The 8,272-nt window shown below is 65.4% G+C and carries 11 protein-coding genes; 5 read left to right on the forward strand and 6 right to left on the reverse strand.

All coding sequences use genetic code 11. The features are described from left to right. The 3 genes from EOA36_RS19460 to rpsP all read left to right on the forward strand — a co-directional run. Positions 1 to 1,230, forward strand: a 1,230-nt coding sequence (locus tag EOA36_RS19460; RefSeq protein ID WP_127279012.1) for a signal recognition particle protein Srp54, incomplete at its 5' end; no start/stop codon positions are given. 7 nt (positions 1,231 to 1,237) lie between these two features. Then, the gene (locus tag EOA36_RS19465; protein WP_127279013.1) at positions 1,238 to 1,579 is read left to right on the forward strand and encodes a chorismate mutase; all 342 of its coding nucleotides are present in this window, start codon (positions 1,238 to 1,240) and stop codon (positions 1,577 to 1,579) included. Positions 1,580 to 1,643: 64 nt separating this feature from the next. Beyond that, a complete protein-coding gene (rpsP, locus tag EOA36_RS19470) occupies positions 1,644 to 2,045 on the forward strand; it encodes a 30S ribosomal protein S16 (RefSeq protein ID WP_127279014.1) in 402 nt (133 codons plus the stop codon). Between the two features lie 73 nt (positions 2,046 to 2,118). Here rpsP and EOA36_RS19475 read toward each other — a convergent pair whose 3' ends face one another. The 3 genes from EOA36_RS19475 to EOA36_RS19485 all read right to left on the reverse strand — a co-directional run bounded on the left by EOA36_RS19475 (position 2,119) and on the right by EOA36_RS19485 (position 3,924). After that, positions 2,119 to 2,382 (reverse strand): YMGG-like glycine zipper-containing protein, encoded by a 264-nt coding sequence (locus tag EOA36_RS19475; protein ID WP_127279015.1) that lies wholly within the window; start codon positions 2,380 to 2,382, stop codon positions 2,119 to 2,121. Positions 2,383 to 2,504: 122 nt separating this feature from the next. Further along, a complete protein-coding gene (locus EOA36_RS19480; RefSeq protein WP_127279016.1) occupies positions 2,505 to 2,915 on the reverse strand; it encodes a DoxX family protein in 411 nt (136 codons plus the stop codon). Positions 2,916 to 3,018: 103 nt separating this feature from the next. Continuing rightward, positions 3,019 to 3,924 carry a bestrophin family ion channel gene (locus EOA36_RS19485; protein WP_127279017.1) on the reverse strand — a complete coding sequence of 302 codons (906 nt, stop codon included), beginning with the start codon at positions 3,922 to 3,924 and terminating at the stop codon, positions 3,019 to 3,021. A 176-nt stretch (positions 3,925 to 4,100) separates the two neighbouring features. Between EOA36_RS19485 and EOA36_RS19490 the strand changes: the two genes are divergently transcribed. Next, entirely contained in the window at positions 4,101 to 4,508 is a 408-nt protein-coding gene (locus EOA36_RS19490) for an ACT domain-containing protein (protein ID WP_127279018.1), read from the forward strand. A gap of 2 nt (positions 4,509 to 4,510) precedes the next feature. Here EOA36_RS19490 and EOA36_RS19495 read toward each other — a convergent pair whose 3' ends face one another. The 3 genes from EOA36_RS19495 to EOA36_RS19505 all read right to left on the reverse strand — a co-directional run bounded on the left by EOA36_RS19495 (position 4,511) and on the right by EOA36_RS19505 (position 6,491). Continuing rightward, positions 4,511 to 4,963 (reverse strand): GNAT family N-acetyltransferase, encoded by a 453-nt coding sequence (locus EOA36_RS19495; RefSeq protein ID WP_127279019.1) that lies wholly within the window; start codon positions 4,961 to 4,963, stop codon positions 4,511 to 4,513. Positions 4,964 to 5,160: 197 nt separating this feature from the next. Further along, entirely contained in the window at positions 5,161 to 6,195 is a 1,035-nt protein-coding gene (locus EOA36_RS19500; protein WP_127279020.1) for an aspartate-semialdehyde dehydrogenase, read from the reverse strand. 107 nt (positions 6,196 to 6,302) lie between these two features. Then, entirely contained in the window at positions 6,303 to 6,491 is a 189-nt protein-coding gene (locus tag EOA36_RS19505) for a hypothetical protein (protein ID WP_127279021.1), read from the reverse strand. 345 nt (positions 6,492 to 6,836) lie between these two features. On the opposite strand from EOA36_RS19505, the gene EOA36_RS19515 reads away from it, so the two are divergent. Next, the coding region (locus EOA36_RS19515) for a DEAD/DEAH box helicase (protein ID WP_145969223.1) at positions 6,837 to 8,272 on the forward strand (1,436 nt) is incomplete at its 3' end.

Here is an 8,272-nt window from a genome sequence, read left to right on the forward strand (position 1 = left end):
GTCGTCAAGATCGTCCATGACGAGCTGGTCGACATGCTCGGCGCCGAGGGCGTCGCCGTCGATCTCAACGCGCCGGCGCCGGTCGTCGTCATGATGGTCGGCCTGCAGGGCTCCGGCAAGACGACGACTTCGGCCAAGATCGCCAAGCGCCTGACCGAGCGGCAGAACAAGAAGGTCCTGATGGCCTCGCTCGACACGCGGCGCCCCGCCGCGCAGGAGCAGCTGCGCCAGCTCGGCGAGCAGGTCAAGGTCGCGACGCTGCCCGTTATATCAGGCCAGAACCCGGTCGATATCGCCAAGCGCGCCGTTCAGGCGGCCAAGCTCGGCGGCCATGACGTCGTCATCCTCGACACCGCCGGCCGCACCCATATCGACGAGCCGCTGATGGTCGAGATGGCCGACATCAAGAAGGTGTCGAGCCCGCACGAAATCCTGCTGGTCGCCGACTCCCTGACCGGCCAGGACGCCGTCAACCTGGCGAAAAGCTTCGACGAGCGCGTCGGCATCACCGGCCTGGTGCTGACCCGCATGGACGGCGACGGCCGTGGCGGCGCCGCGCTTTCGATGCGCGCCGTCACCGGCAAGCCGATCAAGCTGATCGGCACCGGCGAGAAGATGGACGGGCTGGAGGAATTCCACCCCAAGCGCATCGCCGACCGCATCCTGGGCATGGGCGACATCGTCTCGCTCGTCGAGAAGGCGGCGGAAAACATCGCCGCCGCCGGTCTCGACGACAAGATGTTCGGCCGCCAGCTCGCCATCATCTCCTCGATGACCAAGGCCGAGCGCGCCAATCCCGACATGCTGAAACACTCGCGCAAGAAGCGCATCGCCGCCGGCTCCGGCACCGATGCCGCCGAGATCAACAAGCTGCTCAAGATGCATCGCGGCATGGCCGACATGATGAAGGCGATGGGCGGCAAGGGCAAAGGCGGCGGCTTGATGCGCGGCATGATGGGCGGTCTTGCCTCCAAGATGGGCCTCGGCGGCATGATGCCTGGTGGCATGGGCGGCATGATGGGCGGCGGCATGCCCGATCTGTCGAAGATGGACCCCAAGCAGCTCGAAGCCTTGCAGAAGCAGGCGCAGGCCGCCGGTCTCGGCGGCGCAAAGGGCTTGCCCGCCCCGGGCGGCGCTGGCCTGCCGGGCTTGCCCGGCGGCATGAAACTTCCGGGGCTTCCCGGCCTTGGCGGCGGTGGCGGCCTGCCCGGTCTCGGCAAGAAGAAGTGAGGACGCTATGAACGAAGAAAAGGACATGGCCGACGCCCGCATCATCCTGGCCGGCTACCGCGCCTCGATCGACAACATCGATGCAGCCCTCATCCATATGCTGGCCGAGCGCTTCCGCTGCACCAAGGCGGTCGGCGTGCTCAAGGCCGAGCATGGCCTGCCGCCAGCCGACCCGGCGCGCGAGCAGCAGCAGATCGCCCGTCTCCGCCAGCTGGCGCATGACGCGCATCTCGACCCCGATTTCGCGGAGAAATTCCTCAACTTCGTCGTCCGCGAAGTGATCCGCCACCACGAACAGATCGCCGCTTCGAGCAGCGGCGGGTCAAAAAACTCGCTGCCAACGGCGTGACGAAAACCGGCTGATGACCAGCCTCGATTAATCAACGAAATCAGAGCTTTTAGGAGAAAAGAAAATGGCACTGAAGATCCGACTGGCCCGTGCGGGCTCGAAGAAGCGTCCTTACTACCACGTCGTCGTCGCCGACGCCCGTTCGCCGCGCGACGGCCGGTTCATCGAGTCGCTCGGCTCGTGGAACCCGCTGCTGCCGAAGGACGGCGAGCGCATCAAGGTCGACGCCGACCGCGTCAAGCATTGGCTGTCGCACGGCGCCCAGCCGACCGACCGCGTGCTGCGCTTCCTCGACGAAGCCGGCCTTGCCAAGCGCGAAGCCCGCTCCAACCCGAAGAAGGCCGAGCCCGGCAAGAAGGCGCAGGAACGCGCCGCCCTGCTGAAGAAGGCCCAGGAAGACGCCGCTGCCGCCGTCGCCGCGGCCACTGCCGCACCGGCCGAAGCGGAAGCCGCCACGGCGGAGTAATCGCTTCCTATTCCTTGCGGAAACAGAACGGCGGGCCTGTGCCCGCCGTTCTGCTGTTTGCACTTGTCGCCGATCAATAGCCGCTCGGGCAGCGATCGACATAGGTGCGACCGTAGCGGTCGCGGTACCGGCATTGGCCGCTTTCGCTGGCGTGGCCGATCAGCGCCCCGGCCACCGCGCCGACAGCGCCGCCGACGACTGCGCCCTGCACCGGGTCACCAGCCACCGCTGCGCCGACCGCGGCACCGCCAAGACCACCGACGGCCGCGCCTTTCTCCGTTTGCGAACAGGCGCCGAGCGCCGTCGTCAGCACCAGAATGGTCAGGATTTTCTTCATTTGTCGTTCCTCTCACATGCGGGTCGCCGTCTCGCCGCCAAGGGCTTAACTCTCAGGCGGCTAATTTGATCCCGAGAGAATCAAGATCGCCACGGCAGCCAGCAGCGGGTGGCGCGGAACTGCTATCGGCTGAGCGGGATCAGAGCGCGCACCCTGGGATCGCGCAGATAGAGGCCGCCCCACAGGATGATGCCGAGATAAACGCCGAACAGCGTGTGCGAAACCAGCGGATTGCCGATACGCGCATTGGTGGCGATGGCGCCGCCCATATAGGCGGTGAGCAGGATGGCGCCGAGCACGGAGGTGCGCGGCAGTGCGTAGAGCGCGGTCGAGACCAGGCCGATAGCACCCAGCATGCGCGCGACGTTGGCGTCGGCCGGCCAGCCGAGCGGCACCATCGTCTGGGTGACGATATCGAGCGGCGGCAGCTTGATGGCGCCGTCGAAGATCATGAACAGGACGATGAGGCCGCTGAGCACGCGGCCGGTCCACAAGGCGCCGGATGAGACGGGCGCGATTTCGGAAATGCTCATTGGTTTCCCTCCGGTTGGTTAGCCCCTTTTCAGCGGGGTCGAACCAAGGACGTGCCGTGAGGCGTCGGTCCGACAAGTGTCCGGATTCTTTGACGCTGCGGCCTTACGAAAAATAGAACTTTTCGGCCGGCAGCATCTTTGGCGGCGTTTCGCCCAGGGCCTCGAACACAGAGATTTCACAGACCCGGCACAGGCCGTCGAGCGCGAGGTCGTTGGCTTCGGTGCCGAACGGATCCTCGAGTTCTTCCGAAAGCGCGTCGAGGCCGAAGAAGGTGTAGGCGATCAGCGCGGTGAACAATGGCGTCGCCCAGCCGGTGGTCGAGATCAGGCCGATCGGCAACAGCAGGCACACGATGTAGGCCGTGCGGTGGACCAGCAGCGTGTAGGCGAAGGGCAAGGGCGTGCCGGCGATCCGCTCGCAGCCGGCCTGGATGGCGGTGATTGATGCCAGCCTCTCATCCAGGATGCGGAAACCAATCGTGTCGAACTCGCCAATTTGGCGCTGTGCGTTGGCACGGCGGCCCATGCGCCTGACCATCTCGTCCGCCGGATTGGCGAAACGCGCCGCCGTCTCGGCTTCTGCCTCGATGAAGGCACGGACGTCCTTGACGCTGTCGATCCTGCGCAACTGGCCGCGCAGGAAATGACAGAAGGCCAACGCCTCCATCAGCAGGGCGCGTTGCTCGGTCCGATCGGGGATGAGGCTGGTCGTGGCGCGGGCCAGATTGCGGATTTCGAAGACCAGCGCGCCCCACAGCTTGCGCGCCTCCCACCAGCGGTCATAGGCGGCGTTGTTGCGAAACGACAGATAGATCGACAAGGTGACGCCGACCAAGCCGAAAGGCGTGATGTTGAAGACGCCGAGATCGAGCTGGAACCAGCGCGCCACGACGAGGATGATCACCGAATAGATCGCGAAGCCGAAAATCTGCGGCAGGATGCGTGGCACCACCGAGCCGCGCATGATGAAGAACAGCTGCAGGAAGGTGGGGCGCGGACGAACGATCATTCGGAGCCTTTCACGGACCGGCGTCGGCCCTCAGATCCTCTATTGTGCGATGCGCCAGATGCGCAAGCTCAGCCGCCAACGACATCGCCATGTCGTCCACACGGTGTGCGGACTACCGGTGTGTGCTGGTTGCGGATATTGAGAAGCCTGCGGCCGTCCCGATACAGGCGAGAAAAATGACCGGCGAGACCGATCTGAGGACTTTGTTGGCGTCGATGGCGCCGGAATTGCTTGATGGCACCTATGTCTTTGCCAGGCTGGAGCCCGGCGTTCCGCGGCCCGAAGGCCTGGAGCCGGTGATGGTGTTTCGCGAGCGCGAAGGCACGACCCTGATCGTGACCGAGGAAGCCGCGCAGACGATGGGGCTGGCGGCCTCGTTCCGCTGCCGGATGATCACACCGAACATCCACTCCTCGCTGGAAGCGGTCGGCTTCCTTGCCGCCATCACCGCGCGCCTCGCCGCCGCCGGCATGGGCGTCAATCCGGTCTCGGCTTTTTATCACGACCATCTGTTCGTGCCGGCCGAGCGGGCGGAAGAGGCGATGGCATTGTTGCTAAGGCTGGCGGAGGACAGCGCGACCTGAAATCAGCGCCTGCGGACATAAAGAATGTCCGGCAGCCCTTCCTCGTTGGTCGTGCCATCGCCGAACGCCTTCGCCTGGAACCCATGACGCTCATAGAACCGCCGGGCGCCGGTATTGGCCTGGAAGCAATGGAGTTTGACTTGAGGCAGCGCGGCGGTCGCGTCCATCAGCAGCCGGCTGCCGATGCCTTGCCCGGTCGATGCCGGGTCGAGATAGAGCTGTTCCACCCAATCGCCGATGACGGCGATGAAGCCGACAATGTCGGCGCCGTCCTCAGCGACCGTGACCTGCTGGTTGGGCAACACGATATCGCGGACGAAGGCGAGGTCCTCGGCCGGGGTGTGAATGACCGGCATCCAATCGAAGGAGTTGAGCGCCGCCCGCAATATTCTGGCGATGGCGGCTGCATCGGAAGCGACGGCCGGGCGCAGAGCAATTTTGGCGCTAATAATCATACCAAGCCCCGCGACGAAAGCGGATTTCGCGGCCGGCGCCGCCCCTCATCCGCCTGCCGGCACCTTCTCCCCATATAGTGACGGGGAGAAGGGAGCTAACGGCCGAACGCTGAGCCCGCGACCGCGGGCCGCCGGTTGTCCGGCGCCCCCGCGGAGGGCCAGCCGCGGCAGCGGCGGTGCGGCCCGTGAGCGAAAAATTATGCCGCCTTCTTCTTCGGCTGGATCAGGCCGCGCTCGACCAGCAGCTCGGCGATCTGCACCGCGTTCAGGGCCGCGCCCTTGCGCAGATTGTCGGAGACGATCCACATCGACAGGCCGTTGTCGATGGTCGAATCCTCACGGATGCGCGAGATGAAGGTGGCGTCCTCGCCGGCCGATTCGAGCGGCGTGATGTAGCCGCCGTCCTCGCGCTTGTCCAAGACCTGGCAGCCCGGCGCCTCGCGCAGGATGTCGCGCGCCTCGTCGGCGGTGATCGGCTTTTCGAACTCGATGTTGACCGCTTCCGAATGGCCGATGAACACCGGCACGCGCACGCAGGTCGCCGTCAGCTTGATCTTGGGGTCGAGCATCTTCTTGGTCTCGGCGACCATCTTCCATTCTTCCTTGGTGGAACCGTCGTCGAGGAAGACGTCGATATGCGGAATGACATTGAAGGCGATGCGCTTGGTGAACTTCTTGACGTCGACCTGGTCGGCGACGAACACCGCGCGTGTCTGCGTGAACAGTTCGTCCATGCCTTCCTTGCCGGCGCCCGACACCGACTGGTAGGTGGCGACGACGACGCGCTTGATGGTGGCGGCGTCATGCAGCGGCTTCAGCGCCACGACGAGCTGCGCCGTCGAGCAGTTCGGGTTGGCGATGATGTTCTTGCGCGTGAACAGCGAGATCGCGTCCGGATTCACTTCCGGCACGATCAGCGGCACGTCCTGGTCGTAGCGGAAGGCCGACGAATTATCGATGACGACGCAGCCCTGCTTGCCGATCTTCGGCGACCATTCCTTGGAGACGTTGCCGCCGGCCGACATGATACAGATGTCGGTGTCGGAAAAATCATACTGGTCGAGCGGCCTGACCTTCAGCGTGCGGTCACCGAACGACACTTCCGTGCCCATGCTTCGCCGCGAGGCCAGCGCCACGACTTCGCTGACCGGAAAGCCGCGCTCTTCCAGTATGTTGAGCATTTCCCGGCCCACATTGCCCGTGGCGCCGACGACTGCAACCTTGAAACTCATAGAAATCTCCTGTCCCTCTCCGCTTGGTTTTTGGAGAAAACCCGCCGGCCAAGTGCGGGTTCCGTCCCCCGGGCCGGACCCGGGAGAGGGTGGTTAGGCCAAGGGAATCACACCGTTTTGGTGGTGGTTTTTTTGGCCATGGTTTTGCTGGAACGAGCGGACGCGCCGACACGCCCGGCCCAATGGTTCGCATTGAGGCTGGGGGCATCGAATGCAAGATGAGCCATCAAAAGGCCGCGCATCGAAAAACGATCCCGTTCGAAGCGGGCTTTTACGCGGTTTCGATAAAGAGTCAATTGGCGCGCCCTTCCTTCTCCCCGTCACTATACGGGGAGAAGGTGCCCGAAGGGAGGATGAGGGGCGGCGCTGACGTTGGCAGATAGCTCGTCCGGAGTGAGCCTCCTCGCCTTACCTATCAGCATTCGCGCCGCCCCTCACCTGCCTGCCGGCACCCTCTCCCCGTATAGTGACGGGGAGAGGGGCGCTCCCGCCAGCGGTTTCGCCAATCGCCGTGCTACGCAGCACCCTGTACAAGAAGGGCGGCAGGAAGTACGAACGGCCAAGATTGTTCGGCTGGCGCGGCGCCAGCCCCGGCATGTGCTCCATGATGAGCGCAGAACCCTGAATTCCGAAAGAACGAGATGTCCAACTTCGATGGTATTGTTCCCGCGCTGGCCCAAGCGCTGGAAAAACGCGGCTATTCCGACCTGACGCCGGTGCAGAAGGCGGTACTGGAACTCGGCCAGGCCGACGCGCTGGTGTCGGCCCAGACCGGCTCGGGCAAGACCGTGGCCTTCGGCCTTGCCATGGCGCCGACGCTGCTCGACGGCGCGGAACGTTTCGGCCCGGCCGCGGCGCCGCTGGCATTGGCGGTGGCGCCGACGCGCGAGCTGGCGCTGCAGGTGACGCGCGAGCTCGAATGGCTCTACGAACCGACCGGCGCCACGGTGGCGTCCTGCGTCGGCGGCATGGACATGCGCACCGAACGGCGCGCGCTGGAGCGCGGCGCCCATATCGTCGTCGGTACGCCCGGCAGGCTGCGCGACCACATCACCCGCAATTCGCTCGACATGTCGACGCTCAAGGCCGTGGTTCTCGACGAGGCCGACGAGATGCTCGATCTTGGCTTTCGCGAAGACCTCGAATTCATCCTCGACGCCGCGCCGGCCGACCGTCGCACGCTGATGTTCTCGGCCACCGTGCCGCGCTCCATCGCCACGCTCGCCCAGGGCTATCAGCGCGATGCCGTACGCATCTCGGCCGCCGGCGAGGAAAAGCAGCATCTCGACATCGAGTACCGGGCGCTGAATGTCGCCCAGGCCGACCGCGAGAACGCCATCATCAACGTTCTGCGCTTCTATGAAGCCAAGAACGCGCTGGTGTTCTGCAACACGCGCGCCGCCGTCAACCATCTGACCGCGCGCTTCAACAACCGCAATTTTTCGGTCGTGGCGCTTTCGGGCGAGCTCAGCCAGAACGAACGCAGCCACGCGCTGCAGGCGATGCGCGACGGCCGCGCCAAGGTCTGCATCGCCACTGATGTCGCGGCGCGCGGCATCGACCTGCCCAACCTCGAGCTGGTGATTCACGCCGACCTGCCGACCAATCCGGAAACGCTCCTGCACCGCAGCGGCCGCACCGGGCGTGCCGGGCGCAAGGGCGTCAGCGCACTGATTGTGCCGGGCAGCGCCCGCAGGCGCACCGAGCGGCTGCTGCAAAGCGCCAAGCTGACGGCGACATGGGCGAGCCCGCCCTCGGCCGACGACGTGATGCGGCGCGACGACGAGCGCATCCTTGCCGATCCGGCTTTCGACGAACCGGTGAAGGATGACGAGCGTGCATTCATCGACGCGCTGCTCGCCAGGCACGGCGCCGAACAGGTCGCGGCCGCCTTCGTGCGCCAGTGCCGCTCCAGCCGCTCGGCGCCCGAGGACCTCATGGACGTCGCGCCGTTCACACCTTCGCGCGAAAGACTGGCGGGCGAGAAGTTCGCGCACCGCGACGAGGCGCCCAGCCGCCGCGACGATTTCGGCGCCAGCGTCTGGTTCTCGCTCTCGGTGGGGCGCCGGCAGAATGC

The organism is Mesorhizobium sp. M8A.F.Ca.ET.021.01.1.1, assembly GCF_003998025.1.
In the GTDB taxonomy this organism is placed as follows: domain Bacteria; phylum Pseudomonadota; class Alphaproteobacteria; order Rhizobiales; family Rhizobiaceae; genus Mesorhizobium.